General features: G+C 64.9%; 16 protein-coding genes. 7 read left to right on the top strand and 9 right to left on the bottom strand.

Features of this window, described 5'->3' with window-relative positions:
• Positions 1-50: 50 nt before the first annotated feature.
• Both AB7535_RS32905 and AB7535_RS32900 read right to left on the bottom strand, forming a co-directional pair.
• Positions 51-776, bottom strand: coding sequence for an outer membrane protein (locus AB7535_RS32905; protein WP_354113402.1), 726 nt, complete (start codon positions 774-776; stop codon positions 51-53).
• Positions 777-1,000: 224 nt separating this feature from the next.
• On the bottom strand, positions 1,001-1,321 hold the full coding sequence (locus AB7535_RS32900) for a hypothetical protein (RefSeq protein WP_085402600.1): 321 nt from the start codon (positions 1,319-1,321) through the stop codon (positions 1,001-1,003).
• Between the two features lie 120 nt (positions 1,322-1,441).
• Between AB7535_RS32900 and AB7535_RS32895 the strand changes: the two genes are divergently transcribed.
• Together AB7535_RS32895 and AB7535_RS32890 are read left to right on the top strand one after the other, a co-directional pair.
• On the top strand, positions 1,442-1,783 hold the full coding sequence (locus AB7535_RS32895) for a hypothetical protein (protein WP_063980791.1): 342 nt from the start codon (positions 1,442-1,444) through the stop codon (positions 1,781-1,783).
• 126 nt (positions 1,784-1,909) lie between these two features.
• Positions 1,910-2,197, top strand: coding sequence for a hypothetical protein (locus AB7535_RS32890; protein ID WP_071917770.1), 288 nt, complete (start codon positions 1,910-1,912; stop codon positions 2,195-2,197).
• 31 nt (positions 2,198-2,228) lie between these two features.
• On the opposite strand, the gene AB7535_RS32885 is transcribed toward AB7535_RS32890, so the two are convergent.
• The 3 genes from AB7535_RS32885 to AB7535_RS32875 all read right to left on the bottom strand — a co-directional run bounded on the left by AB7535_RS32885 (position 2,229) and on the right by AB7535_RS32875 (position 3,648).
• Positions 2,229-3,164: an AEC family transporter gene (locus tag AB7535_RS32885; RefSeq protein WP_354113403.1), complete on the bottom strand. Its 936-nt coding sequence runs from the start codon at positions 3,162-3,164 to the stop codon at positions 2,229-2,231.
• A gap of 104 nt (positions 3,165-3,268) precedes the next feature.
• Positions 3,269-3,478 carry a hypothetical protein gene (locus tag AB7535_RS32880; RefSeq protein WP_354113404.1) on the bottom strand — a complete coding sequence of 70 codons (210 nt, stop codon included), beginning with the start codon at positions 3,476-3,478 and terminating at the stop codon, positions 3,269-3,271.
• On the bottom strand, positions 3,475-3,648 hold the full coding sequence (locus tag AB7535_RS32875; RefSeq protein ID WP_167768152.1) for a hypothetical protein: 174 nt from the start codon (positions 3,646-3,648) through the stop codon (positions 3,475-3,477). The genes AB7535_RS32880 and AB7535_RS32875 overlap by 4 nt, the downstream gene beginning before the upstream one ends.
• A gap of 416 nt (positions 3,649-4,064) precedes the next feature.
• Here AB7535_RS32875 and AB7535_RS32870 point away from each other — a divergent pair, with 416 nt between their 5' ends.
• On the top strand, positions 4,065-4,337 hold the full coding sequence (locus tag AB7535_RS32870; protein ID WP_354113405.1) for a hypothetical protein: 273 nt from the start codon (positions 4,065-4,067) through the stop codon (positions 4,335-4,337).
• Between the two features lie 18 nt (positions 4,338-4,355).
• On the opposite strand, the gene AB7535_RS32865 is transcribed toward AB7535_RS32870, so the two are convergent.
• The 4 genes from AB7535_RS32865 to AB7535_RS32850 form a co-directional block, all read right to left on the bottom strand.
• Positions 4,356-5,975, bottom strand: coding sequence for an ABC transporter ATP-binding protein (locus AB7535_RS32865; RefSeq protein WP_354113453.1), 1,620 nt, complete (start codon positions 5,973-5,975; stop codon positions 4,356-4,358).
• 2 nt (positions 5,976-5,977) lie between these two features.
• Positions 5,978-6,817 carry an ABC transporter permease gene (locus AB7535_RS32860; RefSeq protein ID WP_354113406.1) on the bottom strand — a complete coding sequence of 280 codons (840 nt, stop codon included), beginning with the start codon at positions 6,815-6,817 and terminating at the stop codon, positions 5,978-5,980.
• Positions 6,814-7,785 (bottom strand): ABC transporter permease, encoded by a 972-nt coding sequence (locus tag AB7535_RS32855; RefSeq protein WP_085402596.1) that lies wholly within the window; start codon positions 7,783-7,785, stop codon positions 6,814-6,816. Before AB7535_RS32855 ends, AB7535_RS32860 begins: the two co-directional genes overlap by 4 nt.
• 236 nt (positions 7,786-8,021) lie before the next feature.
• Complete coding sequence (locus AB7535_RS32850; protein ID WP_085398351.1) at positions 8,022-9,572, bottom strand: ABC transporter substrate-binding protein; 1,551 nt, start codon at positions 9,570-9,572, stop codon at positions 8,022-8,024.
• 215 nt (positions 9,573-9,787) lie between these two features.
• Here AB7535_RS32850 and AB7535_RS32845 point away from each other — a divergent pair, with 215 nt between their 5' ends.
• The 4 genes from AB7535_RS32845 (at position 9,788) to AB7535_RS32830 (ending at position 13,070) form a co-directional block, all read left to right on the top strand.
• Entirely contained in the window at positions 9,788-10,426 is a 639-nt protein-coding gene (locus AB7535_RS32845; protein WP_166077115.1) for a TetR/AcrR family transcriptional regulator, read from the top strand.
• A 253-nt stretch (positions 10,427-10,679) separates the two neighbouring features.
• Positions 10,680-11,342: a DUF3313 domain-containing protein gene (locus AB7535_RS32840; protein ID WP_354113407.1), complete on the top strand. Its 663-nt coding sequence runs from the start codon at positions 10,680-10,682 to the stop codon at positions 11,340-11,342.
• A gap of 32 nt (positions 11,343-11,374) precedes the next feature.
• Positions 11,375-11,944, top strand: coding sequence for a DUF2147 domain-containing protein (locus AB7535_RS32835; RefSeq protein ID WP_354113408.1), 570 nt, complete (start codon positions 11,375-11,377; stop codon positions 11,942-11,944).
• Between the two features lie 193 nt (positions 11,945-12,137).
• Positions 12,138-13,070, top strand: a complete 933-nt coding sequence (locus AB7535_RS32830; protein WP_208068628.1) for a helix-turn-helix domain-containing protein — start codon at positions 12,138-12,140, stop codon at positions 13,068-13,070.
• Positions 13,071-13,147: the final 77 nt, after the last annotated feature.

The following is a 13,147-nucleotide window of genomic DNA, read 5'->3' as shown; positions in this document are numbered from 1 at the left end:
GGCCGGCAGAATTGCCGGCCCTTGATGATGAAGAGATTTTTGAGGCGCGATCAGTAGCGCGCGACCGACGAGTTGGCCCAGTTGAAGCGGTAGTTGACGCCCGCCTTGATGGTGTGGTCGTCGGTGGTGAAGCTGCCGGTGCCCGCCAGCGGACCGCCGGTGAAGCTCGCGTCGCCGAAATTGTAGTACTGGTACTCGGCCTTGGCCGACCAGTTCGGGGCGAACATGTATTCGAGGCCCGCGCCGACGGTGTAGCCGTTGCGGTGATCGCCGGTGATGAGGAAGGCGGTCGGCACGCCGCCGACGGTCACCTTCTCGTTGTTGTCGGAATAGGCGTAGCCGCCCTTCACGTAGAGCAGGCCCGGACCCCAGGTGTAACCGATGCGGCCGGTGATCGAACCGAGGCCACGCTGGTCGTTGCTGTAGGCGATGCCGCCCGGAAACACAGCGCCGACGCTGCCGGAGAGCCAGGAATACTGGCCTTCGACGCCGACCACGAAGTTCGGGTTGAACTGCCAGTCCGCACCGACCTGCACGCCGCCGAGGAAACGGCCGTTGCCGTTGTTGCCGGTGGAGAGGCCGTTGAAATTGTTGTCGCTGGAGAACGCGCCGCCGACATGGCCGCCGACATAGAAGCCCGTCCAGTTGTAGATCGGCGCGGCATAGGCCGGCGCGGGCGCCTTGTAGTAGTTGCGGTTGCCGAGATCGGCGCCGACGGCCGGCGCGGCAGCGCCCACCACGAGCAGCGCAACGGTCGCAAACAAAATCTTCTTCATCGTCTTGAACTCCAGCACTTTGGTCCCCGGCAGGCGCGCTGTCCGCGCCGTCGTTGGTTTTGCAGATAGCTCGCTTTTGACGAAAATGCTGTCACATCCGTGGCACAGCGACAGCCAACCTAACTTATTGGGCTGTAAAAGATTTTCGTGCTTAATGCCGGCTTAAGAAGTGGTGAAGGAAGGCTTAACGTCGCAAGTCTCGGGTAACTTGCGCGCGTCTCTCGTTAACCAAGACGCCGCCGCGCCTCATCGCGCATCTGCTGGCGGAAGGCCGCGCGCCTTGCAGGCCGGTCTTCCTCGCGTACGTCGTGGCGATCGAAGACGTCGAACTTCTCCATGATCGGATAGCGCTCGCTCGCCATCGCCAGCACGCGCAGCACCTTGGTTGCGGACGGCGTCGGGCCACTGACCTCCCAGCGCCGGATGGTATCGGCGCCGCCCTTCTCCGGCAGTCCGCAAAGCTTGGCCATGTCGGCCGCGGTGAGCTTGCGCTCGAGGGCATCGGAAAGGTCGTTGCGGAGCTGCTTCAGTTCGGGGCCGGTCATGCTGCTTGCGTCCAGGGAAGTCACTGAAGGCGATGCACTAGCGCTGATTCGGGTCCATCCGAAGGCGGGTGGTCGTGATAGTGTGTCCATGCCGGTCGAGCATCAGCGAGGCGAAATCGCATGCCTGTGTTCAAGCTGCCCCTGTCGGGGGATGTCGTCCAGTCCATTTATCCGTCGTTCTTCAGTCCCACCGGCGGCCAGTTCGGCCTCGTCAACATCACGGTGGGGCAATCCTCGGCGCCAGATGTCGAGAAGGACGTGCTGTCGGATGTCGCTGGTTACGGCAAGCAGATCGGACAGATCGCGGACGCGCTGCTGGCCGTGGTCGAGCATCTGGAGTCGCGGCCCGACCACGCGCTCGCTGACGACCCGGCGATCGTCGCCTTCAAGGCGCTGATGCACTCTGTCGCGACAGTTAAGGAGCGACATGGCCGCAAGGCGTGTCGCCCGAAGCGACGATGACCACGGCAGCGGTGTCTGGGTCAGGCACATTCGGGCGTGCACGAAGTTATGAACGGATGCCTATGGAAATCTTGCGTTGAATGAACACATCGCACACTGGGCTCGCAGCCAATGAAGGGAACCGCCATGACAAGCATCAAACCCGCCATTGCCGCACTCATCACTGTCGGACTGCTTGCCGCGCCCTTCGCAGCCGAAGCGAAGAAGGCCCGGCCGAGCCGGCATCACTACAGCACGGGCGTGGTCGCCCCGACCTATGGCGCCGCCGCATTGCCGGTCGCGCAGCCCAGGACCTCCTACGGGTCGTCCGGACAGACGGTCGGGACGGTCACGGCGCCCTCGATCGGCTCGTACAATTGGCCGTCGGTCGGCGTGACCAATTCGGTGCCGACCTGGAGCAACACCACGAGATAGAGGGCATGTCGCCAAGGCGCGCCGATGACCGTCAACGCGTGCCGGGCGCGAGGCCGGAGAGCAGGTAGAGCGCGACCAGCAATGTCGCGACGGACAGCATCGTCGTGACCGAGACGGTGGCCGCGACCAGCTTCTCCTCGACCTTGTGCTCGTGCGCCAGCACATAGACGGTCTTCGCCGTCGGCACGGCCGCGCATATGACGGCGGCAACCGTGTAGAGCGGATTGAGGCCGGTGACCACGCAAAGTCCGTAGACGATCAGCGGCATCACCACCAGCTTCACGGTCGCGAGCGCGAACGATGCTTTCAGGTTGGATCGCAGGCCGTCGACCGACAGGCCAAGCCCGATGGCAAACAGCGCGCAGGGCGTGAGCGCGGCGGCAATGATGTTCAGATAGGCCGCGACCGGCGCCGGAATCGGCAAGCCCGTGATCGCCCAGACGAGACCGATCAGCGTCGACAGCACCATCGGATTGAGCAGGATCTGCTTCACCAGCCCGGCGGAATGCGCAGGGCTGCGCACGTCCCTTTCCAGCAGGATGACCGTGAGCGGAAACATCACGCCGGCGACGAACACCGTCGCCACCGCGGCAGGCAAGACGGCGGGCTGGCCGTAGATCGCGTGCAGGATCGGGAGCGCCACGAAGCCGGTATTGGTCATGGCTGCCGCCATGCCATGGATCGTGCTGCTGGCGAGATCGTGCTTGCCGCCCGCGCGGACCGCCAGGAACACCAGCGCGAAGCAGAGGAGCGAGCCGCCTCCGAATGCAAGAAGGAAGCGCCATTCCAGCAGATTGCGCGCCGGCTCCTGGGCGATCGTGACGATCAGCAGCGCCGGCATTGCCACGTTGTAGGCAAAATGCACCAGCGCGTCCGCAAGCGAGCGGGAGAGATAACCGAGTTCGCCGGCAAGCCAGCCGGTGACGATGATTGCGAACACGGGAAGAACGAGGCTGGCGACCTCCATCCGGCGTCCCCCTCTGCCAAACAGCGTCGCCATTCTAGCCTGGCGATGCATGCTCGTCACGGTTCAACTGGATGGCGCCGTCCTTGACCAGACGGCCTGTGGCCTCAGGCGCCCCTGCCGGTCTGTTGACCGAACACGCAGCGCCATCCAGCCAGGCGTTCGGCCGGATGCTCGTTCATCCATTCGGCGAGCTGCGGCGCGCCCATCAGGCAGGACTGCATCGAGACGTTGGCGAAGTCCGAGGTGGTGACGATCTGCTCGTGACAATTTGCCGGAGAGGAGAGGCTGCACAGCACCGCGATGATCTTGATCACGCCAGATTTCCTGCGTCGCCGTTGGCCGCGCGGCCTATCGTCGCCTTGCCCTGCGGCTCGCCGCTCGGATCAGCCGGCGGAAAAATGCTGTCGTAGATCGCGCGTGCCTCCTGAATGAGGCGAACGCGCTCGCGCTCGGATTTCGAGACAAACTGAATAACCTGGCCCATATCGGCTCCAATGGATCGGAAATCCATCATCAGATGATGGAAATCATTCCATGCGAATCTGGGGTGTCGGCCTCTGTTTCGCATCTGTGCGGGCGGTCACGAGGGATAAAAAGCCCGTGAGTGTTCCGTCGCCCGAAGAGGAGCGGAATACCTTAGCCATGAGCTGGCCTGACGTTGCCGGCGCGCGCTGCTTGCGTCCCGGCACCGCTGCGCGGCGGCGAGCCAAGGCGCCGGGAGTGCGCACCTGTTCGGCTGGAGCTGCTCGCGCGCCATCGTGATGCAGCGTCAGGTCCTGCAGTGTGATCGTCTTGCGGCACATTTTCGCGCGCGTGGAGTTGTAAGATTGCTCAGTGCAGGAGTGGTTCGACGAGCGAACGGCCGACGCGACTGAGAGACCGCACCCGAAAGGATTAGCCATGACAAGAACGAGACGCTCGATAGCGGTACTTATCGCGGTCGGATTTGCGGCATCGCCATTCGCGGCAGGCGCGCAGACGTCTGCGGCGGGCACCCAAAGCAACACGGGCGGTGGCTCCGGAGCGCCAGCAACGCAAGGCACAACTTATGGAAGCTCCGGACAGACCGTCGGGACCGTCACTGCGCCGTCGATCGGAACGTCCAATCAACCATCGGTCGGCGTGACCAACTCAGTCCCCACCTGGAGGAACACCAACCCTCCGGCCAAGTAGCAACCACGATCGGCCGACTTACGCCGCCGGCGCGCGCTCCTTGCGTCCTGGGACCGCCGCAAGCAGCTCGCGCGTATAGGCGTGCTCTGGCGCGGCGAACAGTTGCGCGGTCGGCTTCAACTCGACGATGGCGCCGCGCTGCATCACCGCGATGCGGTCGCAGATTTGCGCCGCGACGCGCAGATCGTGGGTGATGAACAGCATCGAGAGGCCGAGGCGCGCCTTGAGGTCTTCGAGCAGTCGCAACACCTGCGCCTGCACGGAGACGTCGAGCGCGGAGACGGCTTCGTCGGCGACGATGATTTCCGGTTCGAGCGCGAGCGCGCGCGCGATGCCGATGCGCTGACGCTGGCCGCCGGAGAATTCATGCGGGTAGCGGTCGAGCGCTCCGGCGTCCAGCCCGACCATCCTGAGGAGATCGCGGGCGCGGTCGAACGCCAGTTTCGGATCGATGCCGGCTGCGATCGGACCGTCGGCGATGATGTGCCCGACCTTGCGGCGCGGATTGAGCGAGGCGAACGGGTCCTGAAAGATCATCTGGATGCGATGGCGCTCGGCGCGGAGCGCCTTGCCCGAGAGCTGCGTGAGATCGGTCTCGCCGATCCGCACCGTGCCGCGGTCGGCTTCGATCAGTCGCATCACCAGCCGCGCCACCGACGATTTGCCGGAGCCGGATTCGCCGACGAGGCCGAGCGTCTCGCCCTTGAGAATGTTGAAGTTGACCTCGCGCGCGGCATCGACGCGGCGGTCCTCGCGAAACCAGCCGCCTGAGGTGACATAGGTCTTGTCCAGCCCGATCACCTCGACGGCCCTGGCCTGGTCGTCGAGCGGCTCACGCGCCGGCGGGTCCATCGACGGCACGGCGGCGAGCAGCGCCTTGGTGTAGTCGTGCTGCGGATTGTTGAAGACGGAGCTAGCGGGGCCTTCCTCGACGACCTTGCCATGCCTGAGCACCACGACCTGGTCGGCGATGTCGGCGACCACGCCGAAATCATGGGTGATGAACATCACCGCCATGTTGCGGTTGCGCTGGAGGTTGCGGATCAGTTTCAGGATCTGCGCCTGCGTGGTGACGTCGAGTGCGGTGGTGGGCTCGTCCGCGACGAGCACCGCAGGCTCGAGCGCGAGCGCCATCGCGATCATGGCGCGCTGGCGCTGGCCGCCGGAGAGCTGGTGCGGATAGGCGCGGACAATGCGCTCGGGGTCGGGTAGGCCGACCTCGCGCGCCAGCGACAGCGCCTTGGCGCGCCGCTCCTTTGGCGTCAGCAAGCCGTGGGCCTCGAACATCTCCGCCATCTGGTCGCCGATCCGCATCAACGGATTGAGCGCGGTCATCGGCTCCTGAAAAATCATCGCGAGCCGGCGGCCGCGCAAATCGCGCCAGCCGTCGTCGTCGAGCTTGAGCAGGTCGCGGCCTTCGAACTGGATCTCACCGGAGGTGACGGCGACCGTATCAGGCAGCAGGCCCATCAGCGCATGTGCGCACATCGACTTGCCGGAGCCGGATTCGCCGACGACGCAGACGATCTTGCCGGGCCGAAGATCCAGCGAGACGCCGTCGACCGCGAACGGACGCTCGGCGCCCTTGGGCAGCGCGATCCGCAGATTCTTGATCGAGACGGCGGGCGGCGCGGTCATCATCAGCGGCCCTCCCGCGACAGGCGCGGATTGAGCGCGTCGTTGAGGCCTTCGCCGATCAGGTTCAGCCCGAGCACCGAGATCAGAATGGCGACGCCGGGAAACACCGTGATCCACCATGCCTGGCGGATCACGGTGCGGCCGGCGCCGACCATGTAGCCCCAGGAGATCAGATTGGGATCGCCGAGCCCGAGGAATGCCAGCGAGGATTCCAGCAGGATGGCGGTCGCCACCATCAGCGAAGCCAGCACGATCACCGGCGACAGCGCGTTCGGCAGGATCTCGCGCAGGATGATCCAGGTGTTGCTCTGGCCGGTGACGACGGCGGCCTGGACATATTCGCGCGTGCGCAGCGACAGCACCTCGCCACGCACGAGGCGGGCGACCGGCGGCCAGCTCACCACCGCGATCGAGGCCACGATCGAGTAGATCGAGGGCTGGAGGATCGCGACCAGCACGATCGCGAGCGCGAAGCTCGGAATGGTCTGGAAGAACTCGGTGAAGCGCATCAGGGCGTCGTCGACCTTGCCGCCGAAATAGCCGGCCATGGCGCCAATGGGAACGCCGACGACCAGCGCGACCAGCGTGGAGACGAGACCCACCAGCAGCGAGACGCGCGCGCCAAAGATCATGCCGGCGAACACGTCGCGGCCGAGCGCGTCGGTGCCGAGCGGCACGGTCGAGAGCGTGAAGGGCGGCAGGAACGGCCGCTGCACCATGCGCCAGGGTGAATTCGGGAACAGCAACGGCCCGAACACCGCGATCGAGATCGCAAGGACAAGGATGACGAGCCCGACGACGCCACTCGGGCTCTTCAGCATCGATTTCCAGAACTGTTTCATGAGGCGAATTCGATGCGCGGGTCGACCAGTCGGTAGACGAGGTCGGTGATGAGGTTGAAGATCAGCACCATGGCGGAGCAGATCACGAAGACGCCGAGCAGGAGGTTGTAGTCGCGCTGGAGCAGCGCGTCGTACATCAGACGCCCGATGCCGGGCCATGCGAACACGGTCTCGGTGATGACGGCGCCGCCGATCAGCGTGCCGGAATGCACACCGGCCAGCGTCACGACCGGCAGCAGCGCGTTGCGCAGCACGTGGCGGCGCTGGATCACGGCGTCGGAGAGGCCCTTTGCGCGCGCGGTCTTGACGAAGTCGAGGCGTTTCACTTCCAGCATCGAAGCGCGCGTCATGCGGGTGTAGGTCGCCATGAAGAACAGGCCAAGCGTCATCGCCGGCATGATCAGGTGCTTTGCGACGTCGACTGCGTGGGCAAGGCCGGTGAGGTTGGCGCCGACCGTCTCGTAACCGAAGCTCGGCAGCCAATCCATGGTGACCGAGAACAGGAGGATTCCCATCAGCGCCACCCAGAAGATCGGCATGGCGTAGAAGATCAGCGCGAACACGGTGATGGCCGTGTCGAGGAAGGTTCCGGCAAAGCGCGCGGCGAAGGTGCCGAAGAGAACGCCGAGCATGAGCGAGATCGCGAATGCGGTCAGTGTCAGCAGCAGCGTCGCCGGCAGCCGCTCGCCGATCAGCTTCACGACCGGCGCCTGCTGGCGGAAGGAGAAGCCGAGGTCGAGCGTGACGACGCCCTTGACGTAGATGAAGAGCTGCTCGGGCAGCGGCTTGTCGAGGCCGAACTTTTCCCGGAGCTGCTTGACGAAGACCTGGTCACTGGCGCCGGCCTCGCCCGCCATCACGACCGCGGGGTCGCCGGGCGCAAGCCGGATCAGGAAGAAATTGAGGACGACGATCGCGAGCAGGACGATCACGCCCTTCAGGACACGCTGAGCGACGAAGGAGAGCATATTAGAGAGTCATCTCTTGTAGCGTGACCTGGAGCCACGGAGACAGTGGGCTCCCTCGCCCCGCTCTTGTCCGCCGAAGCCTCGGCGAAGGCGGATGCGGGGAGAGGGTTGGGGTGAGGGGGACTCTCCGCGGGGACCGTGATAGTTGAGCTCGCGGAGACTCCCCCTCACCCGAATGTGCGCTATGCGCACATTCGACCTCTCCCCGCGAGCGGGAGAGGTGAAGAGGGCAGCCATTACTTGTCCAGCCATGCGTCCTTGAAGCCGTCATTGACCCCGATGCCCGTGGTGATCAGGTTCTTGACCTTGCAGCGGGTGATGGTCGGGAATTGCAATTCCAGCATCCAGGCCACCGGCACGTCCTCGACCAGGATTTTTTGCGCCTTCTCGTAGATCTCCTTGCGCTTCGAGTCCGGCGTCGCGGTCGCGCCGTCGGCGAAGAGCTTGTCGATCTCCGGGTTGGAGTAGCCCTCGACGTTGTTGAAGACCTGCCCCTTGGCGATGTTGCTGGAGATATAATTGCGGCCGACGCCGAGCGCGGGATCGCCATACTGGTAGAGATATGTGAAGGCGATGTCGTAGTCCCAGTCGCCGATCTTCTGGTTGCCGCCGGCAACGTCGGTGGCGATCGTCTCGATGTTCATGCCGACGTCCTGGAGGTTCTGCTTCACGGCTTCACCCCAGCGCTGCCAGGTCTCGCCATAGGCGAGCGGCAGCAGGCGGATCTTCTCGCCCTTGTAGCCGGCTTCCTTCAGCAGCGCCTTGGCCTTGGCCGGATCGTAAGGGTATTTCGGCACGTCGTCGGTGTAGTACTTGATGGTCGAGGCGGACGGGCCGGTCGCGACCTTGCCGAGCCCGTTCCAGATCACGTCCTTGGCGAAGTCGCGGTCGATCGCGAACATGATCGCCTGCCGCACCCGCTTGTCGGCGAGCGGACCCTGGCGGTTGTTGAGCCACAGCCAGGCCAGCGGCGAGAAGAACTCCCAGCCGGCGCCGGTGACGCAGGTGTCCTTCAGCTTGGACAGCCGCGGCACGTCGAAATTCTCGACCGAGCCGCCGGGCAGCACGTCGACCTTGCCGGTCTCGTACGCCACCGAGCGCGCGGCGGCGTCGGGAATGATCTGCCAGTAGATCTCGTCGAGATAGGGCTTGCCCTTTTCGTGGTAGTTCGGGTTCTTGACCAGGCGGATGAACGAGCCCTTCTGCCACTCCTTGAACATGAAGGGGCCGGTGCCGACCGGCGCGTTGTTGTAGGGGTTGGTCTTCCAGTCGGTGCCTTCATAGAGATGCTTCGGCACCATCGGCATCGAGCCGACCTCGAAGATGCCGAGGAACGGTCCGAACGGCTGCTTCAGCGTGAACACCACCGTATAGTCGTCCGGCGTCTCGATCTTGTCGACCTGCGCCAGATTGGTGCGGGCACGCGCATGCGTCTGCTTCAGCATCTCCATCGAGAACAGGACGTCGGCGGCGGTGAAGGGCTTGCCGTCATGCCAGGTCACGCCCTTCTTGAGCTTGAAGGTGTAGGTCTTGGCGTCCTCGCTGACGCTCCAGCTTTCGGCAAGCTCCGGCAGCGGCTCGAGCTTGGGGCTGTAGCGCAGCAGGCCCTCGAAGATGTTGCCCGAGACCATTTGAGTCGGGCCGTTCTGGACCTGCGCAAGCATCAGGCCGGGCGGCTCGGGCTGGATCACGGCGTTGATCACGCCCCCCGTCCTCGGCTCTTGCGCCAGCGCCGAGGCCGTGAGGCCGCAAGCCAGGAGGGCACCAAGCAACACTCGTTTTGGCATGTCGTATCTTTCTCAAGCGAGACCGGCCGAGAACGCTTCGCACGTCATGGCGCGCAAAGCTCCGGCCGGCCCATCCCAGTCCCCATCCGGTATCGAGGCTCACACAGTCTCATTCGGGGCCGCAAGATGAAAGTCTCGACAGTGTTCGCACAAAAAATGTACAGCGCGTCCTGTTTTCACTTGATTCATTGTCTTGTCACGGAGACAAGTCGGCCATGGACAATGCCAGCCGCTCCGAACGATCCCGTAACGCCGCACTCGAAGCGGCCATCGCGATCATCGCGCGCGACGGGCCGGGCCGGCTGACGCTGGATGCGATCGCGCGCGAGAGCGGACTCAGCAAGGGCGGCGTGATGCATCAGTTCCGCACCAAGGAAGCGGTGCTGAAGGCGTTGCTCGACCGGCAGATGGCGCATTTCGAGGAGTTCGCCACCAGCACCATGGCAAAGGTGAGCGCGACCTCCGCGAATCCCAATCTGGCGACCCAGCTCGCGACCGTGCGCGAAGCGGCCACCTCGCCGAATTCTGCCGCGCTGGCGCTGGTTGCGGCCATGGTCGAGAATCCCAGCCTGATGGCGCTGCCGCGCGAGCGCGAGATGGAGAGGATGGCGGCGATCAGGGAAGAGGCCACTGATCCTGATCTCGCGATGCTGCGCTGGGCCGGCGCGATGGGACTGCTGCTGAGCTCGTTGTTCGGCATGTCACCGCTCAGCAAGGACGAGCACCAGCGGCTGTTCGCGCGTCTGCTCGACGACGCGCAGTGGACCGGCCTCGAGCGGCCGGCCGCCAAGCGCACCGCCAAATCCGGCGGGCACTCGGCGGCGAAAGCCGCAACGCCGCGCAAGCGCGCCTGATTCATCGTCAGCAATTTCCCGCCGATCACTGCCCAAAGCCGCGCCTGCGGCCAAATGTGTCAGACCCCCGTTTTTGAACTTTACAAACCGTCTAGTCGGTTTTATAAATCGACACACTGAGACGACCCAAGGCTTCCGAGATGGCCCCGGACGAAGCCTCGGGTTGGCACCGGTGAGCGCCGCAGCCGCGTCTGGTCCCGTACGCGGCTGCGGTCGCCATTGCCTTGGCAGCAAGCCGCTAGAGGAGTCTGGAATGAATCGCTCGATCGCCCTGCGCGGTCTGGGAACGCTGCTGCTCGGCGCAGCCGTCGCGGGCTGCGCCACCGTCGCGCCCGTGCCGTATTCGGGGATGGCGTCCTCAGCCTACATGGCTCCGGACAAGTCGGACGCCTCCGGCCGCGTGCCCTACCGCTATTCCACGCCGGTCGACTGGCGCGCTTACAATAGAGTCATCCTCGAACCGGTCGTGGTGTATCGCGGCAGGGATCACCAGTTCGGCGACATGTCCGACAAGGACAAGGCGACGCTTGCCGCCTACATGCAGGCCCGTTTCGCCGAGGGTCTGCGCGGCCGCTTCGCGCTGGTGCGCGAGCGTGGGCCGGAGACGCTGCGGATCAGGCTGACACTCACCGGCGCCGTCGCCAACACGCCGGTGCTCGGCACGCTCTCCCGCTTCGACGTCGCCGGCGCCGTCTACAACGGCGTGCAGGCCGCGCGCGACGGCGAGGGCACCATGACCGGCTCGGTCATCTACGGCGTCGAGATCTTCGATGCCGCCACTGCGCGCCTGCTCTCCGCCTACGTCACCAAGCAATACCCGGCTGCCTACGACATCAAGGCCACCGCCGGCGCGCTCGCCGCCGCCACCGCCGGCCTCGACAAGGGCGCCGACGCGCTGATGGCGCAATTGAACTGACGCCGCGACCCATCCAACGAAAGGTGCCGCAGATGAACATTGTCCTTCGCTTCGTGCTGCGCGTTGCGATCACGATCCTGATGATGGTGTTTGGCGGCCGCGCCGGCGCCGCGGCGCCGCCCGACCCCAGCGGCACCTGGCTCGTCCAGGACGGCCGCGCGCGCATCAGGCTCGAGCGCTGCGGGCCGTCGCGCGACCGCATCTGCGGCTTCATCGTCTGGATGAAGGAACCGGCCGACAAGCGCGGCCAGCCTTATCGCGACAAGGAGAATCCCGATCCCGACAAACGCGCCCGCGCGCTGCTCGGCCATCAGCTCATCATGGGTTTGCAGGCGACGCCGGAGGGACAGTTTGCCGGCGAGATCTACAATGCCGAGGACGGCAAATCCTATTCGGTCTCGCTGTGGCGCGACTCCGCCGATCGCCTCAAGCTCAGGGGTTGCCTGATCAAGTTCCTGTGCCAGACCCAGACCTGGCAGCAGACCCTCGACGTGCTGCCCGGCCAGCTCGTCGGCCTCACCGGCGATCTCAACGGCCCCCGCGCCGACAAGGAATGGGCCGCCGTGCCGGCACCGAAGCCGATACAGGCCAAAGCCAGGTAGCGGATTGCTTCTCTAACCATTCACGTGGTTTCCGGTACGCCGACGGCTGCACTCGCAATGACGACGTGATGACGGTCGCATATTGCGCGCCTTCGAGATTTGACCGGTTGTTCGCCAAAAGCTATCCTTCCGTCCCGCTGGGTCGTCCAATCTGAATTTGCACGCGCGAATTCCTCGTTCCGGGGGCGCACCTATGGAATGGTCAGCCAAGCCATCTCGCGCCGATCAGCCCTTCGGCAGTTGGGCCGACGATCTCGCTGCGGCCTTTGTCCGGCTCGAGCCGCGTAAAATCGCCGACCGTCCCTTCGAAGGTTCGATCGCGCGTACCGACGCTGCGTCGGTCCAGATTTCGCTGGTGAAAGCCACAGGGCACTGCGTTCTCCGGCTGCGGCCCCATATTGCGCGAAGCACGGATGATCTCTGCTTCGTCAATCTCCAGCTCGAGGGTCTGGGCCGCACGACGCAGCGGGGACACGAGCAGGTCTGTGCGCCCGGCGACCTCGCGGTCGCCGATACGACCGAGCCGTTCGAGATTGCCAACGGCCGCGACTTCCGCCTCTTTTGCTTTGCCGTGCCGCGGCGGCACCTGCCAAAGAGCTTTGCGGATTCTCCGCGGCTTGCGTTGTCGAGGACGGAAAATGGCCGCGCGTTGTCGCGCACGCTCGCAGGCTATGCCGAGCTTTGCCTGGCAGCACCCGCCGTTGCGGCAAGCAGCGGCACGCATGTGGTCGAGCTGATCGCGCATGCACCGGAGATGCTGGGTGAAATGCCGGTTGCGCGTGTGAATGCGCCCGTGCTGCTGTCGATGATGCTCGACCATATCGACCGCCACAGCGACGATCCCGGTCTCGATGCCGAATTGCTTGCCCGGAAGTTCCGCTGCTCGGAGCGCTATGTGCACCGGTTGTTCGTCGCGACCGGCCGCTCCGTCGGCGAGCATGTCAGCGAACGGCGGATCCTGATCTGCGCCCGCGACCTGCTCGACGCACAGCATCGTCACAAGACCATCTCCACGATCGCGTATGAGGCCGGCTTTTCCGACATCTCGCACTTCAACCGCCTCTTCAAGCGCAGCCACGGCCTCGCCCCGCGCGAATTTCGCAGGACGAAGGGGAAGGGCGAGTAGTTCACCTCCAGCCAAGAATTAGGTCGCTGCCGACCAAGATTTTCCGCCCTCGCTCGGCTCACCCTGGTGACCTGCCG

The sequence above is a fragment of the Bradyrhizobium sp. 956_D2_N1_4 genome, from assembly GCF_052076025.1.
Taxonomy (GTDB): Bacteria; Pseudomonadota; Alphaproteobacteria; order Rhizobiales; family Xanthobacteraceae; genus Bradyrhizobium; species Bradyrhizobium barranii.
Note: the sequence above shows the minus strand (reverse complement) of the source record. Positions and strands in the feature narration are given on the sequence as shown.